The organism is Algoriphagus winogradskyi, assembly GCF_900182815.1.
Taxonomy (GTDB): domain Bacteria; phylum Bacteroidota; class Bacteroidia; order Cytophagales; family Cyclobacteriaceae; genus Algoriphagus; species Algoriphagus winogradskyi.
The window spans coordinates 679542-703482 of the sequence record NZ_FXUA01000001.1 but is presented as its reverse complement, the minus strand read 5'-3'; the positions used below and the strand labels follow the sequence as shown (position 1 = coordinate 703482).

17 protein-coding genes are annotated in these 23941 nt (G+C 40.6%); 8 read left to right on the top strand and 9 right to left on the bottom strand.

Features of this window, described 5'->3' with window-relative positions; genetic code table 11:
• Positions 1-135 precede the first annotated feature (135 nt).
• The 7 genes from QOL76_RS03010 to QOL76_RS02980 form a co-directional block, all read right to left on the bottom strand.
• Positions 136-1116, bottom strand: a complete 981-nt coding sequence (locus QOL76_RS03010; protein WP_283411544.1) for a M28 family peptidase — start codon at positions 1114-1116, stop codon at positions 136-138.
• Positions 1106-2596 (bottom strand): cysteine--tRNA ligase, encoded by a 1491-nt coding sequence (gene cysS, locus QOL76_RS03005; RefSeq protein ID WP_283411543.1) that lies wholly within the window; start codon positions 2594-2596, stop codon positions 1106-1108. Before cysS ends, QOL76_RS03010 begins: the two co-directional genes overlap by 11 nt.
• Before the next feature lie 189 nt (positions 2597-2785).
• Complete coding sequence (locus QOL76_RS03000; protein ID WP_283411812.1) at positions 2786-3031, bottom strand: type II toxin-antitoxin system RelE/ParE family toxin; 246 nt, start codon at positions 3029-3031, stop codon at positions 2786-2788.
• Between the two features lie 35 nt (positions 3032-3066).
• Positions 3067-3303 (bottom strand): hypothetical protein, encoded by a 237-nt coding sequence (locus QOL76_RS02995; RefSeq protein ID WP_283411542.1) that lies wholly within the window; start codon positions 3301-3303, stop codon positions 3067-3069.
• Positions 3304-3489: 186 nt separating this feature from the next.
• Positions 3490-5016 (bottom strand): bifunctional phosphoribosylaminoimidazolecarboxamide formyltransferase/IMP cyclohydrolase, encoded by a 1527-nt coding sequence (gene purH / locus QOL76_RS02990; protein WP_283411541.1) that lies wholly within the window; start codon positions 5014-5016, stop codon positions 3490-3492.
• A gap of 195 nt (positions 5017-5211) precedes the next feature.
• Positions 5212-6426 (bottom strand): glycoside hydrolase family 18 protein, encoded by a 1215-nt coding sequence (locus QOL76_RS02985; protein ID WP_283411540.1) that lies wholly within the window; start codon positions 6424-6426, stop codon positions 5212-5214.
• 216 nt (positions 6427-6642) lie between these two features.
• Positions 6643-8580, bottom strand: a complete 1938-nt coding sequence (locus tag QOL76_RS02980) for an ATP-binding protein (RefSeq protein WP_283411539.1) — start codon at positions 8578-8580, stop codon at positions 6643-6645.
• A gap of 349 nt (positions 8581-8929) precedes the next feature.
• Here QOL76_RS02980 and QOL76_RS02975 point away from each other — a divergent pair, with 349 nt between their 5' ends.
• The 3 genes from QOL76_RS02975 (at position 8930) to QOL76_RS02965 (ending at position 13112) form a co-directional block, all read left to right on the top strand.
• Positions 8930-9619, top strand: coding sequence for a head GIN domain-containing protein (locus QOL76_RS02975; protein WP_283411538.1), 690 nt, complete (start codon positions 8930-8932; stop codon positions 9617-9619).
• A gap of 142 nt (positions 9620-9761) precedes the next feature.
• Entirely contained in the window at positions 9762-12188 is a 2427-nt protein-coding gene (locus QOL76_RS02970) for an ABC transporter permease (RefSeq protein ID WP_283411537.1), read from the top strand.
• Positions 12189-12416: 228 nt separating this feature from the next.
• Complete coding sequence (locus QOL76_RS02965; protein ID WP_283411536.1) at positions 12417-13112, top strand: head GIN domain-containing protein; 696 nt, start codon at positions 12417-12419, stop codon at positions 13110-13112.
• A 118-nt stretch (positions 13113-13230) separates the two neighbouring features.
• Here QOL76_RS02965 and QOL76_RS02960 read toward each other — a convergent pair whose 3' ends face one another.
• Entirely contained in the window at positions 13231-14217 is a 987-nt protein-coding gene (locus QOL76_RS02960; RefSeq protein ID WP_283411535.1) for a bestrophin family protein, read from the bottom strand.
• 273 nt (positions 14218-14490) lie between these two features.
• On the opposite strand from QOL76_RS02960, the gene QOL76_RS02955 reads away from it, so the two are divergent.
• The 5 genes from QOL76_RS02955 to QOL76_RS02935 all read left to right on the top strand — a co-directional run bounded on the left by QOL76_RS02955 (position 14491) and on the right by QOL76_RS02935 (position 23332).
• Complete coding sequence (locus tag QOL76_RS02955; RefSeq protein ID WP_283411534.1) at positions 14491-15822, top strand: cytochrome ubiquinol oxidase subunit I; 1332 nt, start codon at positions 14491-14493, stop codon at positions 15820-15822.
• Positions 15823-15832: 10 nt separating this feature from the next.
• Complete coding sequence (locus tag QOL76_RS02950) at positions 15833-16858, top strand: cytochrome d ubiquinol oxidase subunit II (RefSeq protein ID WP_283411533.1); 1026 nt, start codon at positions 15833-15835, stop codon at positions 16856-16858.
• 329 nt (positions 16859-17187) lie between these two features.
• Positions 17188-18120: a DUF4097 family beta strand repeat-containing protein gene (locus QOL76_RS02945; RefSeq protein ID WP_283411532.1), complete on the top strand. Its 933-nt coding sequence runs from the start codon at positions 17188-17190 to the stop codon at positions 18118-18120.
• A 211-nt stretch (positions 18121-18331) separates the two neighbouring features.
• The gene (locus tag QOL76_RS02940) at positions 18332-20692 is read left to right on the top strand and encodes an ABC transporter permease (protein WP_283411531.1); all 2361 of its coding nucleotides are present in this window, start codon (positions 18332-18334) and stop codon (positions 20690-20692) included.
• A 231-nt stretch (positions 20693-20923) separates the two neighbouring features.
• On the top strand, positions 20924-23332 hold the full coding sequence (locus QOL76_RS02935) for an ABC transporter permease (RefSeq protein WP_283411530.1): 2409 nt from the start codon (positions 20924-20926) through the stop codon (positions 23330-23332).
• Positions 23333-23546: 214 nt separating this feature from the next.
• Here the strand turns inward: QOL76_RS02935 and QOL76_RS02930 are convergent, their stop codons facing one another.
• The gene (locus QOL76_RS02930; protein ID WP_283411529.1) at positions 23547-23912 is read right to left on the bottom strand and encodes a DUF2200 domain-containing protein; all 366 of its coding nucleotides are present in this window, start codon (positions 23910-23912) and stop codon (positions 23547-23549) included.
• Between the last annotated feature and the right edge of the window lie 29 nt (positions 23913-23941).

The window sequence follows — 23941 nt, the reverse complement described above, 5'->3', positions numbered from 1 at the left end:
TGCTTACTATTGTATTTTCAGTGGTCATATGGAATCTCGCACCTCGGAAGTTCTCGATTTCATTAGTCAAAATGATTAAGGAATCCACTTGGTAGCATCTAAATTGGACGATTCTAAGATGGAAAGATAAGGTTTTTACTCTTGGTAAACAGTAAAAAGAACAGTTTCTCCCACTGCCTGTAAGGTACGACGATCAATGATCTCCATATTATCCGAGTGCTTGTGATGATACTGAGCAAATCCAAAATCAGGTGAGAATTCTATGATGTCTATCATGGGTATTTTTGCAAATGCATTCACAAATACATGGTCATCGGTGATTTCTGGAGAATCTTTATAGATAAAAAAGTCTCCCTGCCCAATCTGATGGGCATTGTCCCAGACTTTTTTAACAATTCCTGAGGCGTATTGACGGGAATAACCTTCTCGGTAGAACCGGGATCCTTTCGCACCTACCATGTCCACCAAGATCCCGTAATAAGCAGAGTAATTCGGCTTATGCTTGTTTTTGGACCAGTGCTGAGAGCCCAAGCACCACCAGAAATCCTGCTCGTTGTTTCTCATTTCTGTTCCTTCAGGCTCACCGTCATCCTCTCCGTCGAATAATATAATGTCTATTCCAACTTCTGGCTTTAATTCCTGAGTACCTATCACCCGAGCGATTTCCATTAAAATCGCTACACCACTACCGCCATCATTTGCTCCGTCAATAGGTTCATCGATTCGCTCAGTATCTTTGTCAGCAATTCTTCGGGTGTCCCAATGTGCTGCCAAAAGAATCCTTTTGCTTGCTTGAGGATTATATGAAGCTATGATATTACTCAAGTTCCAGGTAAGTCCATCGTAAGTCATTGCTTCGAAATCCTGTGTTTCTACGGTAAAGCCAAAACCTTCAAACTTATCCAGAAGCCAGTTTTTAGTAGATTCATGAGCTTCAGTTTCAGGAACTCTTGGTCCAAAATCTACTTGCTTTTGCACATAAGCATATGCCGAATCAGCAGAGAAAGTAGGGTAGGGCTTTACTGGAACTTCCGCTACTGTTTCAGCTTTCTTTTCAGGACTAGAACATGCCCAGGCAAGTAAGAGTAGGCCTAGCAGCCAAGATTTATTCTTCATACGCCCAGTCAATTTTATCTTTCATGTCTTTTACCACAAAACCTATCTCTTTCAAACCAGCCCTGATTTCATCTACCTTGGTATAATCTCGGGCAGTTTTTGCTTCTGTATACAATTGTAAAAGCAAGTTTAACATTTCATTTTGGTGGTCTGATTTCTCCTCAATCAAACCCAAAATATCCGAAACGAATGTGTTAAATGTATCAATCAATTTTTTGAATATCTCCTCACCAAAGACAGCGGACTTTAACTGTCCTGTATACATGGAGTTGATTTTCTTCAGCAAATTGAACAAGTGTCCAATTGCTTGTGCTGTGTTGAAATCATCATCCATCGCCCGGTAGGCATTGGTGATGATTTGTTCTACTTGAGCGATTTGCTCTTCATCCTTTTCAGCCTCACCTGCCTCATATTTCAATAGCTTAGAAATTCTCAGACCATTGATGAGTTTTTTATAGCCCTTTTGCGCAGCTTGAAGTGCATCGTTAGAGAAATCCAACGTGGAGCGGTAATGGGCAGTTAGGATAAAATAACGGATCGTCATCGGGCTGTAAGCCTGATCCAGCAGCTTATGATCTCCATTGAACAGTTCCTGTAAGGTGATGAAATTCCCTAGGGATTTACCCATCTTCTGTCCGTTGATGGTGATCATATTGTTATGCATCCAATATTTCACAGGATCCTGATGATTGCATGCGTTTCCTTGCGCAATCTCACATTCATGATGTGGGAACATCAAGTCCATGCCACCGCCGTGGATGTCAAAGGTTTTTCCTAGATATTTTGAACTCATGGCAGTACACTCCAAATGCCAGCCAGGAAATCCAACTCCCCAAGGAGATTCCCATTTCATGAGGTGTTCAGGAGACGCATTTTTCCAAAGGGAAAAGTCTACTGCATTCCGCTTTTCTTCCTGTCCATCAAGTGTACGGCTGCCAGTCAGCAAGTTTTCCAAGTCACGGCCAGAAAGCTTACCGTAGTCATTTGTTTCGTTGTATTTCATCACATCGAAATACACCGATCCGTTTACTACGTAGGCAAAACCTTCTTTTAAAATGGCTTCAACCAAAGCAATTTGCTCTGGAATGTGTCCGGTTGCTCTAGGTTCGATATTAGGTTTCCAAGTATTCAGCAAAGCCATATCCCTGTGGTAGGAATCCGTGTATTGCTGGGCAATCTCCATAGGTTCCAACTGCTCTAGTTTGGCTTTCTTGGCGATTTTATCTTCCCCCTCATCGGCATCACCCTGCAAGTGGCCTACGTCAGTAATGTTTCGAACATAGCGAACCCGATAGTCCAGATGGGTCAGGTATCGATTAACAGTATCAAAAGTGATTGCCGGGCGTGCATGGCCCAAATGCGCGTCTCCGTAGACAGTTGGTCCGCAGACATATAATCCTACAAAAGGAGGGTTGATTGCTTCGAAGTTCTCTTTCTTGCGGGAAAGAGTGTTGTATAGCTTTAAATTATGCGATTTCATTTATAGAATCAGGATTCAAGTATCAAGAAGCAAGAACGGAAAAAGTCCGAAATTGATTCAGGCTGCAAAATAGCAGTTTCAAATGGGGAAATGAAAGTTTGTGAAAAAATGGGATATGTATAAATAATCTCAGTTTATTTTATTGGTTTTTAACCTTTTTACTTGAATTGTAAAATTAAGTACAGAAAATCAGTAAACTTTTTTTCTCTCAGGGTTTTGACGATTATCCCAAATCGAAACGATTTCTATTTGATGGTGATTTACTTCGTAAAAAATCAAGTAATATTTGAAAGGTAAAATCCTAGTTAACTTATTTGTAGCTAATCTACCCGGATGCTCATTATCGATCAAAGTACTTACTACTTTTTCAATCTCATCTAAAAGTTTTAAACTATATCTATTGCTACCATTACGAACAGGATAAAAATCTAAAATGCTTGCTAGTTCAGTTGAAGCTAAGTCAGACCAAACTATTTGCTTTCTAGCCGTTTTTTCATTTCAGATATTACCTGTTGATGAGCTTTGAATTGACCATTTTTAATTTGATTACGTCCGGTTTCAATAGCTCTCAATTGATCTTCAGTTAAGTCTACCACCTCATCACTTTTAGAATCAAAAATAGATTCAATGTCTTTTAAGAGATCGATGTCCTGAGTTTCTTTAATTCTGGAAATCAGATTTTTCTTAATTCGTTCGGATACATCCATAGTAGTTCGATTAGATAGTACAAATTACATATCAAACTTAAATCAAAACATAGAGGTTTTATAAATTCTCACTAAAACCAAGACTCACTAAGTTTTTGATTTTAAGGCTTAAGCAATACAAAAAAACCTTCTGAAAACTTAATCTCAGAAGGTCTTGATACTTATGTCTTGCTACTTGCTACTTTTTTAATGCTTAAAGTGTCTCACTCCGGTCATCACCATTGCGATGCCATTTTCGTCACAATAATCGATGCTCAATTGATCTTTAATAGATCCGCCAGGCTGAACCACCGCTGTAATTCCAGCTTTTCCAGCGATCTCCACACAGTCTGGGAATGGGAAGAAGGCATCAGATGCCATCACTGCGCCATTCAGGTCAAAGCCAAATGCTTTTGCCTTGTCAATTGCCTGAAGTAAGGCATCAACTCTGGAAGTTTGACCCACACCGCTTGAGAACAATTGATCACTGTTAGAAAGGATGATCGTATTTGATTTGGTATGCTTACAGATTTTTGCTGCGAATACTAAGGCGTTTTGCTCAGCTTCTGTTGGAGCTTTTTTGGTAGCCACCGTGAAATCAGCTTTTGTTTCAGTTGCCAAATCTTTATCCTGCTCGATCACGCCGTTAAGAAGCGTTTTGATCATTTTAGTACCAGGAAGATCCATTTTCTGCTTAAGCAAAATTCTATTTTTCTTGCCGGTCAATACTTCCAGCGCTTCATCTGTGAAATCTGGAGCAATCAAGACTTCGAAGAATAAGGAATGCATTTCTTCTGCTGCATCCTTATCTACTGTTTGATTTGTAATCAAAACACCGCCGAAAGCAGAAGTAGTGTCAGCCGCAAAAGCTTTCTGATATGCTTCTTTCACAGTTGGTGCCAAAGCAACTCCGCAGGCATTAGTATGTTTCAAAATTGCAAAAGCTGTTTCCCCTTTGAATTCTGCGATCAAATTAACTGCTGCATCCACATCTACTAAGTTGTTGTAAGAAAGTTCTTTTCCGTTCAACTGATCGAAAAGTGCTTCCATATCTCCATAGAAATGGGCATTCTGATGTGGGTTTTCTCCGTAGCGAAGCGCTTTTGCTTTAGTTTCAGATACTTTCAGCGCTGGAATGTTTTCAGTTTGGTTGAAGTAATTGAAAATATGGGTGTCGTAGTTGGAAGACACCTGGAATGCCTGAGCTGCGAAATAACGACGGTCAGCTAGGGTAGTAGCTCCATCTTGTTCCGTTAATCTTCCTTCCAGTTCTGTATATTGATCTTTAGAAGCAATGATCGTAACGTCCTTGAAATTTTTGGCAGCAGCACGGATCAAGGAAATTCCTCCTATGTCGATTTTCTCAATAATATCTGCTTCAGAAGCTCCGGAAGCTACAGTTTCCTCAAAAGGGTATAAATCCACAATGACTAAATCAATAGCAGGGATGTCATATTCTGAAGCTTGGGAAAGATCTCCTTCATTATCTCTTCTGTAAAGAATACCTCCAAAAATCTTCGGATGGAGGGTTTTTACTCTTCCACCGAAAATGGAAGGATAGCTAGTCAACTCTTCTACTGGTATAACTTCCGCACCTTGATCCTCGATAAACTTCTGAGTGCCACCGGTTGAATAAATGGTGACATCATGTTTTTTCAATAGGGCGATGATAGGTTCGAGGTTGTCTTTATAGAAGACAGAAATAAGGGCAGATTTTATTTTTTTTGTAGCCATTTGGAAATGGGTTGATTTGAAAACTTAGCAAGGTGCAAAGGTAAGAAATTTGCTTGGAAGCGAGATGAAAGAAATTTGATTTAAGAAGTACGAATTACGAGATCTTTCAAAACCCATAATACTTATACGGCCGTGTTAATCAATTCTAATATTGAATCATGAACGTAGTAAGACGAACCAAGAAGATTTAAAAACTTATTCCTTTGCTGCCTTATAAATAGCATCTAGCAAACTTCCTTCTTCTTTGGTGTCATTTCCCAATTCCCAGAACATGATGCCTCCCAAACCTTTCTCCATGGTGTGCCTTGTTTTTAGTGCCACAGAAACGGTGTCGTCATAGGATACAAACAGGCTGTCGGAAGCATTATACATATAAGGTGCTTCAGCTTTTTCATCCCAATATCTTGTGAAATTGCTGTCCTGTTCGTATTTGGCTCGAATCTGATGATACGCCATCCAGCCAATATGCAAGCCACTGCTCAACTGGTATAGGCCATTGTTTACAGGTGGAACTCCCTTCCAAACTCTCCCGTAAAAGGCGCCTCCTATGACGATCTGTTTTGGATCTACACCTTCTTTTATTAGGAAGTCTACAATTTTTTCAGAGGAACGTGGATCTGAATCAAGATTTTCACCATTCGCATAAAGGCTATCTAAATGGGCTTGGAAGGGGGTGCCTTCTGTATCAGCATTCTTCACATCGCCAAGTGGGGTATGATGACCTGTGTAAATGGAGACCCCTGAAACTTGATCATAAGTCATCACATTGGTATAGTCGGCATACTTCATCACCTCGTCCATATCAACATAATCGTAGTATCGTTTCCAGCCTGCTGAGGCAAAGGTCAGGACTTTTGGAGAGTCAAATTCATCCAGCATTTCTCTTAGGCCCTTCATCAGAGCTGTGAAATTTTCCGTGTCTTCCGGACGAGCCATGGTACCAGCTCCGGATATCCCCGGATATTCCCAATCCATGTCCATGCCATCAAGCTTGTATTTGGTAATGAATTCAGAAGCACTTTTGATGAATTTTGCTCTGCTTTCTTCTGTCAATGCCATATCTGAAAAACCATCTGCTCCCCAGCCCCCACAGGCAATCATTACCTTCAAATCAGGATTACGCTCTTTTTGCTTCACCAAGGCTTCAATCTTTGGACCTGCTACTTCTTCATTTCGGAATTTCATTTCTCCGTCAATAACATTTGTAAAGGAGTATATGATATGGGTGAGTTTTTCTACTGGAATTTTCTCTGGCTGGTAATCTCGCTCTGCCACATAATAGGCCATGATTACTGGTTCTGGGGTGAGTAACTGAGATTCTTTTGACTCCCCGGAAGAGTTATCAGTTGGAGTAGAGCAACCTAGGATGCCTGTCAAAATAAGGAAAATGGGAAATACAGCAGTTTTCAAGGAAAGGTGATTTAGTGTACTTATTAAATAATTTACATTAAGTTGAAATTACTTAAATAAAAATATTTTTCAACAATTCTGCTGAAAAGAATTGCCTTAGGTGAATTTCCGATGCCCGGGCTTAGTTAGTATCCTGATTTCGGAAAGTCACTTCGGAGTGTAAATCTTGGTATTAGGCTTTTATCCCAAGTTTGAATTAGATTAGGTAAGATGCCTTCAAATCTCGACTCTAAAAGTTGTGCTACGTCCCGCTTGACTACTGACGGTAATTTTTGCGCCTATACTGTCAGCAAAATCTTTGCACAGCATCAATCCAATTCCAGTACCCTGTTCCCCGTTGGTTCCCGTAGAAGAGTACTGTTTCTTGTTAAACAAGGTGTCGATCTGGGCTTGGCTCATTCCAATGCCACTATCCTTGATTAGGATAGCTGAAGGGCAATCTGGATCAAGGGATGCAGTGATTTCTCCACCAGCAGGTGTGAATTTGAGAGCATTAGAAATAATGTTTCGAAGGATAAATCGTAACCTATCCCGATCTGTATGCAGGGATACTCCTGCAGGGATATTGTTATGGAGGGTGAGTTCTTTTTGATCTAATTGCTTGGCGAATAGCTGTTGGTTTTCGGAAATGAGCTCTGCGGGAGAAACTTCGGTTTTTTCTACCTGCTCGGAGCTTATCTGAGTTCTGGCCCAGGTAAGTAAGTTCGAAAGTAGGATAGAGGCTGATCGCGTATTAGAGGCGATATTGGAAAGGATGTAATTCATCTCATTCATACTGAGCTCGCCCTCTTGCCAGAGATCCAGCGAATTATTAAGCGAGGCAAAGGGGGTACGCAGGTCATGGGAAATGATAGAAAAAAGCTTTTCGCGAAATTTGTTTGCTTTTTTGAGCTCTCGGTTGGAGTTCTTGAGTTCCGCTGCCTGTTCCTGAATTTTTTTGTTTTGGTTCTGTACTTTTTGGTTGGTTTCTTCCAACTTACGATGCGCTATCCGTAGTTTTTGGTTGATTTTGCGTTGATGCCACGCGAGAGCGAGCAATAGCAGTCCAACTGAAATGAAAATCCAAAGCAGTTCATTTTTACGAGTGAGGGAGAGTTCTGCGAGTGCTTGATCCTGAGTCAACTTCTGGTTTTCCAACTCCTTCTTTTCACTCTCATATTGGATTTCCAATTCGTCGCGAATTTTTTGTCTTGATGCGTTGAATACTGAGTCGTTACTGGCTCTATGAACGAGTAGGTATTGGTAAGCATTTTCAAAATCTTTATTTAAAGCGGACAAATTAGCCATTCTGCTTGCTGCGATGGCAATATGATAGTAGGAATCAGTGCTTTCTGCCAGTTCGTAAGCCTCCTTTGCATAAGGTAGAGATTTGCTGATGTCCTGTTCATCCCGATAGTAATCGGAAAGCGTCCCCAGTGATGAAAGCCTACCTTCGGTGTCGTTCAGTTCCTCAGAATATTCCAAGGATTTTTCCACCATTTCTATGCCTTTGATCTTTTCACCTGATTCGTAATATAGCTCACCAAGCTGGCCGAGCGTATTGATGATACCTCGATTGTCCTGAAGTTTTTCTTTTATGTCCAGGGACTTTTGTAAAAAATCTTTGGCCTGATTAAAGTCATTCTCATCCTTAAAAGCCAACCAGCGATCTCTATAAAAACTTCCCAGATTGTTATAGAGCAAACTCATGGCTCGTTCATGGTTGATTTGCTGTGCCAGCGCCAGTGCTTCATGGTATTGAGCTACTGCTTTTTCCGGTTCGCCGAGTCTGTAATAGATATTGCCTAGGTTCATCGTTGATTCTATCATTCCGACCGTATCCTGCAGAGTTTCGCGGATCCCTAAAGCTTCAAAATGTGTACTTAGTGCTTTTTCATATTCAGCTTTGATCAGAAAGGAAACCCCAATAATATTGAGGGCATTTGCCTCCAACTTTTTGAAATTCTTAGCATTTGAAATCTCCTTGGCGGAGGTAGCAAATAGAATAGCTGAATCTTGGTCGTAGGGATAATAGATTCTACTCAGATTGTAAAATCCGGACGCTTTGATGGAATCATTGTCTGTCTGCTTTACAACCGACTTAAGACTATCGGTCTGTGATTGTTGCATAGATGGGATCAATAGAACCATCCAAACCAGTAAGTGAGTAAGCATATAGGCGATTGACGTGGGCTTTTATCCTTAGGTGATAAAAAGGAGTATTAGGTAAAGATGCATCTGAATGCCTGAAAATCAAACTGGTGATTTTAACTATTGCAAAATTTTCCTACCCAGAGCTATTAATTTTTACTTGTCAATGGGAATTCCTTTTACTGCGTTGTTACTAAGATTGCTACAGCAGTTATTCTTTTTTATTTGCATTTATCGTTCGCTTCCGAACAAAATGGTATTGCTTCGGACAGAAGATTGTGCAGAAACATTGTTTATTGGCATATGAGGTAGGTTTTCTCATTGGCACAATCTCTGAAAAGTAGAAGTCACACACGAATTAAAATATATCGCTATGACTTTCTCTAAAATTTCCGCACTTGTTCTTTTGTTATTTTTAATGGGCACAACTGCTCAGGCACAGACTGAAATTCGAACTCCAGGGAAATTTACGGGTGTAAGTTCCGAAGGTTCATGGGATGTAATCATAACTATTGGTGATATAGATCAAGTCAAGCTAGTTTCAAAAGGGTTTGATTTGAGCGAGGTAATTACTGAAGTGGAAGACGGGAAACTTGAGATTGAGCTCAAAGACGATGATGATGACAATAGAGACTTTACAGTTTATGTTACCATCAAGAAACTAGAAAGTTTGGGATTGGCTGGCTCAGGAAATATCATGGTTCGATCTGATGTGTATTCTAAAGAATTCGGAATAGGCCAAGCAGGTTCTGGAACGATATCATTGGAATTTCTTGAAACTGACGATTTAAATATAGGTATGAGTGGGTCAGGTACTGTTTCCATTGCAAGTGGAAAAGCCGGTGATGTCAATATAGGCCAGGTAGGTTCTGGGGATTTCAAAGGTATTGACCTGATGGCCGGTGATGTGAAAATAGGCAAAACAGGTTCTGGAGATGTACATATAGGTGTAGATGGAGATCTTACTGTAGGTTCTATCGGTTCAGGAAATGTGTATTACCGCGGAAATCCCACGGATATTAGCAAGGGTAACTTAGGCTCTACAAAGGTGATTAAGAAGTAAGCAGAAAAAAGTTGCAAGTAAAGAGGATCAAGTATCTAGAAATAAGAGTCTAGAGCCAAGAATCAAGAGTAGATACGGAAGACTTTTCAAATTAACTACTGTTCCCGATACGGATCTTACAATTTTCCAATCACGTACAATCATGCTAAAAAACTACTTTAAAATACTCCTCAGAAACACTCGAAAAAACCCACTTTACATGTTTATCAATGTGTTTGGTTTGGCTGTAGGAATGGCTGTGAGTATTTTGATTTTTTTGTTTGTTCAGCATGAATTGAGTTATGATAGATACCATGCAAATGCTGATCGGATCTTTAGAGTTTCGAGAGCTTGGTTCAATCCAGATGGAGAATTTAGTTTGCATCTTGGACATGCAGCTCCCCCATTTGGTCCTTTGATCCAAGCTGACTATGGTGATGAAGTAGCGGCAGTGGGTAGATTTTTTCACTATGATCCTCTGGTAAAATATGAAGACAAGGCCTTCGAAGAGGATAATTTCTTTTTCGCAGATCCTGAAGTATTTGATATTTTTTCTTTTAACATCTTAGAAGGAGATGCTAAGGAGGCGCTTACCAATTCAGATGGCCTAGTGATCACGGAGTCTATGTCCAAAAAGTACTTTGGAGAAGAAAATCCTATTGGTAAAAATCTGATACTAAATTTGGAAGGGCAGGAAGCTGTTTTTCAAATAAGAGCCTTGATGCAGGACATGCCCGATAACTCACACTTTCATACTGATTTCATAGCATCTATGGCTCCCGTGGAGGCTTTCTATGGAGGTCAGGATGCTTTCATGAGTAACTTCGGCAGTAATAATTTCTCTACTTATTTACTTTTAAATGAAGGTGTCAATCACAAATCCTTAGAAGCTAAACTCCCAAACTTGGTAGATAAATACATGGGGGAGTCCCAATCTGGAGTACCGATGTCTAAAGGAACAAAGCTATTTCTGTGGCCTCTGACGGACGTTCACCTGTATTCTAATCTCGACTCGGAGATGGAGCCAAATGGCAACATTGATTATGTCTATATTTATCTAGCAGTTGCACTTTTTATACTCCTTATTGCTTGTATTAATTTTATGAATCTGTCCACAGCCCGATCTTCTATGAGATCCATGGAAGTGGGGTTGCGTAAAGTAATGGGGGCAGACAAGAGCCGTTTAATCAGACAATTCATGGGTGAGTCCTTTATGCTTACCATCATTTCAATGGTTTTTGCCTTGATTTTGGTGTACTTGTTTTTACCTACCTTTTCCAATTTTACAGATAAAGACCTCAATTTAAACTTCTTACAAAACCCGGAGTATATTTTGGGAATAATCGGTTTGGTTATTTTGGTAGGAGTGATTTCCGGAAGCTATCCAGCCTTGTTTCTTTCAGGTTTTTCCCCTGCCAAAGTGCTTAAGGGAGCTTTCAAAGCTGGAAAAGGTCATGAGCAATTCCGCTCAGTGTTGGTGGTTGGGCAATTTGCTATTTCCGTAGTGCTTATCGTAGCAGTACTGGTAGTTGTGCGCCAGCTGGATTTCATGCAAAGCAAGGATCTGGGTTTTGAAAAAGAGGATATAGTGGTACTTCCTTCAAGTCCTGCAATTCAGCAGAATTATCTTATTTTGAAAGATAGACTAGAGCGTCATGAGGGGATAAAATCGGTGAGTATTTCCAGTAGAGTCCCTTCTGGAAGGCTTTTGGATAACCAAGGCAGCACTGCGGAGATAAATGGAGAAATGACTCAGCTCAATGTCCGGATAGCAGATATACATGTAGCACATAATTTCTTGGATACCTATGGTATTCCAATAGTAGCTGGGCGGGACTTTAATTTCAATCTGGCGAGTGATTCCACGGAAGCTTTTGTACTCAATGAGGCTGCAATCAGAGAAATTGGGTGGTCAAGTCCAGAAGAAGCCATAGGCAAGAAATTCTTGTATGGTGACAGACGTGGATTTGTGACTGGCGTTATGAAAAACTTTCATTTCGAATCTTTACATCAGCCGATTGTACCTATAGTATTTATGATTTCCCAGGATAGAAATAATCAGGTAAGCTTGAAAATAGCTGCTGAGAATCAGGAGCAAACTATGGCTTACATCAAGGAAGAATGGGCTGCCTTGAGACCTGACTTCCCTTTCGAGCCACTTTATGTAGACGAGGGATTCAATCGGCAATATGAAGCTGAAGAGCGGGTGAAAACCATTTTTACCTTTTTCTCAGGCTTAGCGGTTATAATCTCAATTTTAGGTTTGTTAGGACTTACAACTTTTGCTACACAGCAAAGAACACGGGAGATAGGTATAAGGAAAGTAATGGGAGCTGAGACCGGGAATATTCTGATTTTACTTGGCAAAGACTTCCTAAAACTTGTAATGATAGGTTTTCTTATTGCTATTCCCATTTCCTGGTTCGGAATGTCCAGTTGGCTTGAAGACTTTGCTTACGCAATAGGAATCAGCTGGACGGTGTTTTTCTGGGCGGGGTTGATTGCTGGAGCAATAGCTGCCATCACTGTAATGTCGCAATCATTAAAAGCTGCTTGGGCTGATCCAGTGAAAAGTATAAAAAGTGAGTGATGAGTACTTAGCACTAAGTACAAAGTATCAAGTATCTAGAGTCAAGAGCCAAGAATTAAGATTCAAGATTTTATGATTAAGAGAAATGAATAAGATCTGTCCATGCAACCTTTTCTGAAGCTAGAGCATCTTATAGATGTGAAAAGGAATTTAAAACTTTACCACTTATCACTTTTCAACTACAAATTTTCCAATGTTTCAATTTTCCAATCTTACAATACATTTATAATGAAACTTTACACAAAAATCTTCGCATTTGCTTTGACCGCTTTGGTGATGGTGTCCTGCGTACAGGCACAATCTACAGAAACTAGAACTCCCGGACATTTCACTAAAGTACATTCTGGCGGTAGCTGGGAGGTAATCCTAACTGAAGGGGATACTGAAGAAGTAAGAATCGAAGCGAAAGGTGTTGACCTAAGCAAGGTGAAAACTGAGATAGACGGGGATGTGCTCAGCGTAGGCTTGGTGAAAGGAAGTTATAACAACGTCAAATTGAAATTCTTCATTACCTATAAAGAACTTGAGGGAATTAAATGCTCTGGTTCAGGAAATATCGAAGTGAATTCGCCTGTGATGACGGATTCATTTTACGCAGCACTTTCAGGTTCAGGAGATATTACAATGAAAAGTCTGGAAGCCAAGAAATTGTCAGTTGGTATTTCTGGTTCTGCTGATCTTCAAATCACAAATGGCTCTGCAGATCAAGCTGAAATTAAGCAATCTGGTTCGGGCGATTTTGATGCTGAGAAGTTTGCCATTGGTGAATTAGTAGTTGGCAAGTCTGGCTCAGGAGACACCAATGTAGGTGACTTAGGTAAATTATCAGTGAGCTCTTCAGGTTCAGGAGATGTGACTTATACAGGTTCCCCACAGTTGGGCAACATTAGAACTTCAGGTTCAAGCAGTATTACAAAGAGATAATAAGGGCTTGCTCTTATTTCAATCCCTCAGGCGAAAGTTTGAGGGATTTATTTTGCTGTAGATTTTACTGCAGGGTACGCAGAGTTTTTCGCAGAGGACCCTATATTTTCCAACTTTATTACATCAAAAACCCATTTTCTGTTTGATATGGAGCTGGGATATTTTCCTCTTCCAGCATCTCGAGCAAATCTATTTCTATAGCTCGGCAAATGGATGAAATAGGCACATCGTTGTACCCTCCTTCGAATGGATTCTCAGAGTAATCTCCAATTCTATCCACCACGAAGAATGTCCAAATAATAATTGCGGAAAAAGGGATGGTCAGCCAATAATGTAACGCAGTGCTTTGAGCAAAAATATCCAGTAAACCAAAGGGAATCAATGCGCAAAAAATATAGGTGATCCATAGACCGGTGGAAGCATATTGTCGGGGGAAAGGAAAGTTCTTAATCCGCTCAGACATGCCCTGATGGGTGTAGAAATTTGCTAGTATCTGATGGATCCAAACTTGTTTATAATCAGAGATAAATCCTCCTTCTTTTAACTTGGCTATTTCCTTGCTTTGGATTTTCAGTAACTGAGAGGGGATGTTTGACTTGTCCCTGACGGTTTGTAGCTCTTCTTCACAGACGTATTTTTCTATTTCCGCAAAAATTCCGTCGTAGTATTCTTTAATAAATCCTGGGATGAAAACCAGTTTTTCTACTGGTAAATTATGCTCCCAAGTTTTTTCCTTTCGCATCACATGCTTCAGGGCAAGAAGCCAAGCTAGGTGTCTGTATATAATTTTCTTTTTTTCCTCCTTGGGCAAATCAGGATTTGGCAGACTGAGAATAGCCGTGGCAAAAGTTCTACTTTCATTTACAATGGCTCCCCAGATTTTTCTTGCTTCCCACGTTCGGTCGTAGGAACTGTTGTTTTTAAAACCTAAGAAAAAGGCAACAGCAATACCTATTACAGAGATAGGTTGCCAAGGAAGTGAAAAAGGGATGTTAGTGATTTCATACAGGACGATGATGACAGTCGAGTAGAGCAGACCATAAATTAAGGAAAGTTTGGACCAGCGAATGGTCATCCAAAAACTGTAATACCGTTTTACGTACATAAAAATATTTTTTTGCAATTAAACTACATAAAAATGTCAAAAATCCATTAGTAATAAGCGTATTACTGTACCAAAAATTACAAAAGGGTGAGTGGAATACTTATAATTTTACTTCTTGAGAATTGAACTTTGGAAAAGGTAAATAGGCGTTGGTATTGGTATGAAATTAAGTTTATCAAACATGAACTAATCCTCTTATTTCAGCGTCAATCCTATAACGAGTTTTATACATTCAGGCTATTTACCTAGACTGAATTTAACCAACTAGTGTGCATGGAAGATCTTTTTGCTGCCCGCTCCCAGATGGCTCTTTCTCTGGGATTCCATATTATTTTCGCCTGTATTGGTATGGTGATGCCTTTTTTTATGGCGACGTCCCATTACAAGTATTTGAAAACCAATAATCCACTTTACAAAGACCTGACTAAAGCCTGGAGTAAAGGTGTCGCCATATTCTTTGTAACCGGGGCTGTTTCGGGTACCATGCTTTCCTTTGAGTTAGGATTGCTTTGGCCGGAGTTTATGCTACATGCCGGACCAATTTTTGGGATGCCATTTTCGTTGGAAGGAACGGCTTTCTTTATAGAGGCAATTGCATTAGGATTCTTTCTTTACGGTTGGGGTAAATTCAAACCTTGGTTTCACTGGTTTACTGGCGTAGTGGTGGGAATCAGTGGCTTAGCATCTGGGATCTTAGTTGTAGCAGCCAATGGCTGGATGAATAGCCCAAGTGGTTTTGACTACGTAGACGGTAAATTTCTCAATATAGATCCTATCGCTGCTATGTTCAATGATGCCTGGTTTACACAAGCATTACACATGACTTTAGCGGCATTTACGGCTACTGGTTTTGCGGTTGCAGGAATCCATGCCTTTATGATGTTGAGGGGGAAAAACATCCAATTTCATAGCAAAGCATTTACCATTGCCATTGTATTTGGGGCAGTGGCAGCATTACTTCAGCCTATTTCAGGTGATATTTCTGCAAAAGATATTGCAGTGCGTCAACCTGCAAAATTGGCTGCAATGGAAGCGCACTTTGAAACTAGCAAAGCTGCCCCTCTGATCATTGGGGGAATTCCCGATGAAGAAGCGAAGGAGGTAAACTATGCGATTAAAATTCCGGGAGCTTTGAGTTTCCTAGCTCATGGGGATTTTGATGCTGAGGTGATAGGTTTGGATCAGTTCCCGGAGGAGCATCATCCGCCAGTTGCTGTGGTTCATTATGCTTTCCAAATCATGGTGGGACTAGGAATGCTATTGGTTGGCCTCAGTTTGCTTTATTTTATTTCTTTGTGGAAAAAGAAAAACTGGCAAATTCAACGATGGTTTTTATGGCTTTTTGTATTGGCTACGCCACTTGGATTTATTGCATTGGAAGCTGGCTGGACAGTCACCGAAGTGGGACGTCAACCTTGGATTATCTATGAGATTATGCTGACAAGAGATGCTGTGACGCCAATTCCTGGTATTAAGTATTCATTTTTCATATTTACAGCCATTTATGTATCACTTGCTGCAATCGTTTCATTTTTGCTGTATAGACAGATTAAGGCTTTAGATGAAAACTTGACTAAAGACGCTCAAACCTCAGGCAACTCTTAAATCTACTCTTATGCTCTACGTAGTTATTATTTTTCTTTGCCTTTCGCTATTGATGTACGTGTTGCTGGGAGGTGCTGATTTTGGAGCTGGTATTGTGGAATTAGTTACTCCTTCCTCGATGCGTGAACAGCTTCGAAACACGACATACAAGACTATTGGTCCAATCTGGGAGGCCAATCACATGTGGTTGATTATAGCCATCGTGATTTTATTTGTGGGATTTCCTCCGATTTACACCGTTCTTTCTGTTCATCTCCATATTCCTTTGGCACTTATGCTTATTGGGATTATAGGAAGGGGGACAGCATTTGTTTTCAGGCATTATGACGCGTATCAGGACGATATGCAGAAAGTTTATAATCTCATTTTCACCTATTCTAGTTTTATCACGCCCCTTTTTCTAGGGCTTATTTTCGGAGCGGCGATAGGAGGGGAGATAGATACGGAAGCCAGTGGGTTTTATGAAGCCTATATTCATCCTTGGTTTAACTTTTTCAGTATTTCAGTGGGGATTTTCACCGTTGCTATTTGCGGGTTTTTGGCTTCGCTTTTTTTAGTAGGCGAGGCTAAAAGTGCTGAGGTTAGACTGGTGGTGGTAAAAAAAGCTAAGTTATTTATAGTATTCACCGTGCTGGCAGGCGGTCTTGTTTTTGCTGCCTCCATTGTGGATGCAGTTCCTCTTGTAGGGTTGCTATTGAAGGAGTGGATTACAATTGCTGTTTTGCTGTTGGCTACTTTGGCTATTGTAGTTCTTTGGTTAAAGTTGGATAGAGGGAGTAAGGCCTTAATTCGATTTTTAAGTGGTTTTATTGTTAGTGCTATCCTTTTGGCTTTTGGTTATCACTATTTTCCTGATATCATTATCACCAAATCAGGAGAGAACCTTTCTGTCTTTAATTCCGCTGCTATTGGCAAACCTATAGACACCTTGGCTTGGGCCCTGATGATTGGAAGTGTTTTTATACTGCCTTCCCTTTTTTACCTATTGTATAGCTTTCAGGGAAGTAAGGAGGGGGAAGAGACTTTTGAATCGTAAGCAGTAAGTATCAAGACATAAGAAGGAAGAGCCTAGAACCAAGAGTCTAGAACCAAAAGTCAAGGAGCTAGAATTAGAAGTAAAGGCAAAAGATATAAGCCTTTAGGCTAAAGAGACTTCACCACGAATCAACTTTATTCTCTCTCCGCTATACATCCTTTCCACTTTTAAACTATACTGGACTTTGCCCACTAGCGGACAATACTGTCCGAGAAGTATATGCTTTAAATCTAAAAATGCCATTTCAAGCGGAGATTCGCAGTTTTTTTCATGGCATACAAATGGGAATATGAGGCCTGCAATCAACTCTGAATTTTATTTCCTTATCCATGAAACTCTTAAAATTCTTCCCGGCATTGTTGTTTTTAGTCCTAGTGACTTTGCAATTCTCAACATTTGCATCTGACTTCAAAGCAGATCCCTATCTCACCAAACAATTCACTTTGAATGGTTCTGGAAATCTCAAAGTAGAAGCTTCCGGGGCTTCAGTGGCAGTCACTGGCGCAAGTGGAAATCAGGTAATCGTGGATATGTACGTGAAGTTGAATGGGAAAGAAGTCGAAATGGAAGATGCTGAGGTAGAGAATGAACTAGATAACTATACTCTGGATATCAGCCAAAGTGGAAATACTATTTCCGTGATCCTCAAAAAGCGAAACAACAGCGGTAGAAGCAAATTGAATATCTCTTTTAAAGTCCAGGTGCCTACAGAAATATCTTCTAAATTCCTGTCCAGCGGTGGATCAATTGCTGTAGATGGCTTGAACGGACAGCAGGAAATAGCTACAAGTGGAGGAAGTATCCAAGTAGTAAATAGCACTGGTTATATAAATACTCGTAGTTCAGGAGGCTCACTCAGAGTGGAAAATTTTGAAGGAAGTGTGGATGTTCAGAGCTCCGGAGGATCCGTAAAAGTAAAGCAGCTGATTGGGGACTTGAACGCAAATACTTCTGGTGGCAGTATAAATCTGGAAGCTATTAGTGGGAGCATAGTAGCTAGCTCAAGTGGTGGCTCTATCAAAGCACAGCTTACAAATATTGAGAAAGAACTGACCATGAAATCTAGCGGTGGGAGTATTACAGCAATAGTTCCTGATGGCTTGGGTTTAAACCTTGATCTCAGTGGAGGAAGAGTCAATTCAAAGCTTTCCAATTTCAGTGGAGAGGTTAAAAAGGACAGGATTCTAGGAAAAATAAATGGGGGAGGAGTTCCTGTGACTATGCAGAGCTCAGGCGGAAGTATCAATCTGGAGTTTAATTGAGATTGAGAGATATAAGTATCAAGAGTCTAGAACCAAGAGCTAATAAAGGAAGTGGGATGTAAGACTTTGGACATTTAGAATAGGGGCAACACTGAAAACCTTACAAGCATGAAACCTTACCACATTACAACTTTAACACCTTACCACTTTCCAACTTTCTGAACCCGAAATCTTCTAATTTTAAAATATTCCAATCTTTCAATCCTGAAAAATGCTCAAAAACTACTTTAAAATCGCCTGGAGAAATATCGTTAGAAGTAAAGGTTACGCTTTCATCAATATCGGAGGATTGGGTGTTGGGATGGCGTCAGCTATTCTGATTTTGCTGTGGATACAGAATGAGGTGAGTATGGATCGGGAGCATCCCAAGTCGGACCGAATCTATCGAATGTATAACAGAGATACGTTTAGCGGCGAACTATGGGCATGGGGTACAACTCCCAAAATAATGGGGCCTACGCTAGAAAAGGACTATCCAGAAGTAGAGCAAGCGGTTCGGATCAATCATGCCAATTTCCTTTTCACCGTTGGAGATAAGAAAATGAACGAATCAGGTTCTTTCATCGATCCGGATTTTTTGGATGTGTTTGATTTTCCTATGCTGCAAGGCAATAGTTCTACTGCTTTGGAAGATCCGTATAACATGGTGGTCACTGAAGATTTTGCCAAAAAATTGTTTGGTACTGAGATGGCTGTGGGGCAAACAGTCAAGATCGATAGTACAGATATTTTTACTGTGACGGGAGTTCTGGAGAATTTGCCAAATAATACGCGCTTCCAGTCGGATTACTTTCTATCGTGGGCTTACATGAAAAAACTGGGTTGGGATGACGAATGGTGGGGGAATAACTCCGTCGAGAACTATGTGTTGCTCTCAGAAAATGCTTCCCATGAGGCATTCAACGAGAAAGTAATAAACATTACCAAGGAACATACCAACGGGGAGAATACTGCAGATGTATTTAGCTATCCGCTTTCACAGATACACCTTTATGGAAAAAGCGAGAACGGGCAGCTCGTAGGAGGAAGGATTGTGACTGTCCGAATGTTTGGATTTATCGCATTGTTTATTCTGGTCATTGCCTGTATCAACTTTATGAATCTGAGCACTGCTCGAAGTGAAAAGAGAGCCAAGGAAGTAGGTTTGAGAAAAGTCGTAGGAGCTAGAAAAACTTCTCTTATCGCACAGTTTATTGGGGAAAGCACGCTGATTGCGTTGATTGCTGGAGTTTTGGCAATCCTTCTGGTGGAGCTGGCGCTCCCTTCCTTTAATACCCTGATTGGCAAGCAGCTATTTCTTCCATACACTGAGGTGGTTTTCTGGCTTCAGTTGATCAGTTTTATATTGCTTACTGGTCTTTTGGCAGGAAGTTATCCTGCATTTTTCCTTTCCTCGTTTAGTCCAGTGAATGTGCTTAAAGGAACTTTCCGTTCAGCTGCTTCGGCGGTTAATCCCCGAAAAATACTGGTTGTGATACAGTTTAGCTTTGCTATAATTCTAATCGTCTCTACGATCATTATTCAGCGTCAAATAAGTCACGCTCAAAACCGTGAGCTGGGTTATAATCAGGATAACCTCATTTTTATCAACATGCAGGGTGATATAGAGAAGCATTATAGTGCGATCAAACAAGCACTTCTTTCTAGTGGCTCCAGCCTTGCGGTCACGCAATCGATGAGTCCGATTACTCAGCGCTACAGTGATGGCTGGGGGTATTCTTGGGAAGGTAGTACGCCAGAGGATGAAAAACTTGATTTCATTCGGTTCAGTGCAGATGCCGATTTCATGAAAGTAATGGGGACCAAGTTGGTAGAAGGTAGAGACATAGATATCTATGAATTTGCTAGTGATTCTACAGCGATTTTATTGAATGAAACAGCGATAAGAAAAATGGGATTGGAAAATCCTTTGGGGCAGATAGTTTCTGATGGAGAAGATAACTATACGGTAGTTGGCATTATTGAGGATTTTATTTTCGAATCCCCTTATGATCCAGTTAACCCCTTAATGGTATTTGGACCATCTTCCTGGTTCAGTTACCTACACATCCGTCTCAATCCTGATCAACCTGTAGTAGATAATCTCGCTAAAATTCAGAGCGTTTTTGAAGAGTTTAACCCAAATTTCCCTTTTGAATACCAATTTGCTGATGAGCAATATGCCAGGAAATTTGATGATACAGCTCGAACGGCAAAGCTTTCCATTGTCTTTACTATTCTGACTATTGTGATTTCATGTTTGGGGTTATTTGGACTTTCCACGTACATGGCTGCCAATCGTCTGAAGGAAATAGGAGTGAGAAAAGTGCTTGGAGCAAGTGTAGGCAGTATATCATTATTACTTTCTAAGGACTTCTTAAAGCTGGTTGGAATTGCATTTCTGTTTTCAGTTCCTATTGCCTGGTATATCATGGATCAATGGCTTCAGGATTATCAATACAGCGTGGGAGTAGAATGGTGGGTTTTTGTCGCCACTGGTATGGTCACGATGCTTATCGCATTGCTCACCGTAGGTTTTCAGTCTATCAAAGCAGCACTGACGAATCCGGCAAGGACGCTGAAGAGCGAGTGATGGGGAGTATCAAGTAGCAAGACATAAGATTCAAGATGTTAGAATCAAGTATTAAGCATCAAGACATAAGATTTTAGTAGATCCACTTCGACTTCACGCCACGGCGATGCAAGCTGCTCAGTCTGACACCTATCACAACTTTGTCACTTTCCCACACCTGAACTCTTAATTTTCAAATCCGCCACGGCGGACAAGTTATTTCAATTTTCCAATCTTTCAATCTCAAAAAAAATGTGGAAAAACTACCTTAAAATCGCCTTCAGAAATATCAGGAAGAACAAGCTTTTTTCCTTTCTGAATATTGCCGGTCTGTCCATAGGAATGGCGGTTTGTATTCTCATCATGCTTTTTGTGAATTATGAGCGGAATTTTGATAGCATTCACACCAAGAATATCTATCGTTTAGACGAAGTGCAGAATTGGGAAGGTATGGTGGCTCCACAGAAAGTAGCCTTGTCCATGTATCCTATGGGACCAACTTTACTGGACGAATTTCCTGAAATAGATAATTATACCCGGATCACTCAGAATGGAGAGATGAGGCTGCTACATGAGGAGAAGCAAGTGGTTTTGGCTACTACACTTTCTGCTGACGATTCCTTCTTTGCTCTGTTTGATTTTCAAATATTGGCAGGAGATCCTGAAAATGCCTTAACGGAGCCTTATAGTATTGTGTTGACCACTTCCAGTTCGGAAAAGATTTTTGGAAATGAACCTGCACTAGGCAAAGTATTACCTGTGGCTAATCAGGATAGTACTTTTTTCACCGTGACAGGGATTATGGCTGATATTCCCGATAATTCCCATTTGCAGTTTGAAGGCTTAGTTTCTCTGAATACCTATGCTGGGCCTCAGGCAATGGGAAATTGGGGAGGAAATTGGTTGACTACTTACTTGGAATTGAGTGAAGGGGCGGATATTGAAGCAATGGAATCGAAATTCCCTGCTTTTTTGGTTTCCCATATGGGAGAAGAAGGAGCAGGTGGGTATGAGCTTTTTCTTCAACCTCTAAGTGAAGTCCATGCAGGATCTACAGATATCACTCATGATTATATCAATTACCAAAAATTTGATGGAGCCTATACCCGGATATTTTTCTACATCGCGTTGATCGTGCTATTTATCGCTGGGATCAATTTTGTGAATTTATCCTCTGCCAAATCAATAAGCCGTGCCATGGAAATTGGTGTGAGAAAAGCTTCCGGCGCTTCCAAAACTCAATTGTATTTGCAATTTATCGGTGAGTCCATTGTGATCAGCTTGATGGCCATGTTACTTGCAGCTGTTTTCGTATTTCTGGCATTACCCTTATTAAACCAATTCAGTCAGCGCCAACTTGAATTTCCTTTATTTACTAATCCTTTATTCTTTGGATTTATGCTGCTGGGGGCTGTTATGGTAGGAATTCTTTCCGGTTTGTATCCTGCGCTTTACTTATCCAGTTTTAATCCAGTGAACGTATTGAAAGGCTCTCCAGTAAGTGGTAAAAGGAAGGCTGATTTCAGAAATGTATTGGTAGTCGTGCAGTTTAGCTGTGCTATTTTCCTGATTATTTCTACTTTGTTTGCTTCTCGGCAAGTAAGGTTCATGCAGGAAAAGGACCTTGGGTTTTCACATGAACAAGTAATAACAATTCCGTTTGGTCAGCGATACACTGAGCGGTATGAGACATTGAAACAGGCTTTGCTTGGAAGCTCGCAAGTGCAAGATGTCACTGCTTCCGGACAGCGACTTGGCAATAATCTTCACCAGACAGGAATTACATTTCACGGATCAGGACCAGCAGTAAATCTGGCTACGTCGCAGGTTGTAGTGGATCCTAATTTTTTGGATGTGTATGAAATTGAATTGATAGCGGGGAGAAATTTTAACGACACTGAGGCAGACAATGGAAATACCTATCTGATCAATGAGTCCCTCGCCAAAGAGCTTATTTTGAAAGATGGAGAGGGTAGGGATATCGAGTCATTGATAGGTTCGCAATTTGGATTCAGCGGAATGGACTCGGCAGGTAGGATAGTGGGAGTGGTAAAGGATTTCAACTTTAATTCTCTCCATCATAAAATCGAAACCTTGACCATTTTTAATCAGCGTAATTGGGGTTTTGAGGAATTATCTGTAAAAATAAGTGGAGATAATGTCCCTGAAGCGCTTGCCCAGATCGAATCCATCTGGAATACCCAAACCCCTGAGCGGGAATTTGAGTATCAGTTTTTGGACGATCACTTTACAGAATTGTATAGAGCTGACCAAACGGTAAATACCATCGTTGGCATGCTGACGGGGCTTTCCATTCTGATTTCCTGTTTGGGGCTTTTTGGACTAGTTTCATTCACTTTGGAGCAACGCGTAAAGGAAATAGGAATCAGAAAAGTGCTGGGGGCATCAGTGACCACGGTGGTCGCTATACTTTCAAAGGACTTTATCAAACTGGTATTGGTTGCTATCGTCCTTGCTGTTCCGGTTTCCTGGTATGTAGTGAATCAGTGGATTCAGGATTTTGCCTATAGAATCGATATTGAGTGGTGGTTATTTGCAGTTTCAGGTTTGGTAGCCATACTAATAGCCTTAGCAACTGTGAGTTCCCAGGCATTTAAAGCAGCGATTAGGAATCCGGTGGATAGTTTGAAAAGTGAGTGAGCTTGGAGTATCAAGTATCTGGACATAAGTATCAAGATAGTGGAGCCACGAGTCGAGAATCAAGATGTTAAAAACCAAGGATTAGAGTTAAGACTTTGCTACCATAGAAACTTGCAGCTTAACTTTCAAGCCGCCGTTTGTGTCATCACGAACGGCAAACTTTCCTAGGATTACTTCGGTTTGTGATGATACGAAGCAAGGTGAAGATTTTATTTTAAGCTTTCCTCAGTATCTTTTCCATTTTTCTCCCCTTCGCCAATTCATCTACGATCTTGTCAAGGTAGCGTACTTTCTGAGTAAGCGTATTTTCGATTTCCTGAACTTTATAGCCACAGATGGAGCCAGTGATTAGGCTGGCATTAGGGTTGAGTTTTGCTTCCGCAAAGAATTGCTCAAAAGTTGATTTTACTTCGATTTGGTTTTGAATGCCTTGTTCATCAAAACCAGTTAGCCAAGTAATGACCTCATGCAATTCGGCTTTGGTCCTTCCTTTTCGCTCCACTTTGGTGACATAATGTGGATAGACCGAAGAGAAAGTCATTTTCGCAATTTTCTCATCGTGGTGACTGGTGCTGCTCATAATTGTGTCTGGTTTGCCTTAAACTCTAT